This is a genomic window from Azomonas macrocytogenes (genome assembly GCF_014191985.1).
Lineage (GTDB): Bacteria > Pseudomonadota > Gammaproteobacteria > Pseudomonadales > Pseudomonadaceae > Azomonas > Azomonas macrocytogenes.
On sequence record NZ_JACHXI010000067.1, the window covers coordinates 1 to 1,175 of the forward strand.

Genomic DNA, 1,175 nt, shown 5'->3' on the forward strand with positions numbered 1-1,175 from the left:
CTAGTAGGCTGAACCAGAAATTTGTATGAGCTGATCGAAGAAGAGAAACTATACTGAGAGAGTTATCCAGACAGCAGGAGACTGCCATGGCTGACCCTCGTGCGGTGCCGATTACCCTGTCCGATAGTGACCACGCCACACTGGCGAACGGGATACGGCGTCGCTCGACGGCCCAGGGGCTGGCCATGCGAGCGCGCATCGTGCTGGCCTGCGCCGAACCGGGCGCCACCAACCTGGCCGTGGCCGCAAAGCTGGGCGTGAGCAACCTGACGGTAGGCAAATGGCGCAGGCGCTTTGCCGACCAGGGCGTAACTGGCCTGGTCGACGCCCTTCGTCCGGGAGCCCCTCGAACCCTCCTGGACGAGCAGATCGAACGTGTCATCAGCACGACACTGGAGACGCTCCCCAAAGGTGCCACCCACTGGAGCACCCGGCGCCTGGCAGCAGAACTGGGCATGAGCCAGACGGCGATTTCGCGCATCTGGCGGGCCTTTGCGCTGGCCCCTCACCGCTGCGAGACCTTCAAGCTCTCCACAGACCCGCAGTTCGTCGACAAGGTGCGCGACATTGTCGGGCTCTAGTTGAACCCGCCCGATCGAGCGCTAGTGCTGTGCGTGGACGAGAAACCCTCGATCCAGGCCATCGAGGACACCGCGCCGCCCATCCCGATGCGACCGGGACAACTGGAGCAGCATACGCACGACTATCTCCGCCACGGCACTACCGACCTCTTTGCTGCCCTGAACATCCAGGCCGGCACCGTCATCGGCGAAGTGCATCGCCGGCATCGTAGCCTTGAGTTCCGCCATTTTCTGGCCACGATCGAGCAGGCCACGCCGCCCGAGCTGGAGTTGCACCTGGTACTGGACAACTCCAGTATCCACAAGACCCCGCTGATACACCGCTGGCTGGTACGCCATCCGCGCGTGCATCTGCATTTCACACCCACGTCTGCTTCCTGGCTCAACCTCGTGGAATGCTGGTTCTCCCTGTTCACCACCCGCCAGCTCAGGCGTGGTCGGTTCCACTCCACAGGCGCGTTGGAATGTGCCATCCGGGCCTACATCGCCGAGCATAACACTCACGCAAAGCCCTTCGTGTGGACCAAGACAGCCGATGAAATCCTGACCTCGGTCGCCTCTTTCTGCAAACGAATTTCTAACTCACACTACTAG

1 pseudogene is annotated in these 1,175 nt (G+C 61.9%); it reads left to right on the top strand.

The window, feature by feature from the left end:
- Window positions 1-86: 86 nt before the first annotated feature.
- Window positions 87-1,175, top strand: a pseudogene (locus FHR87_RS18905) (IS630 family transposase).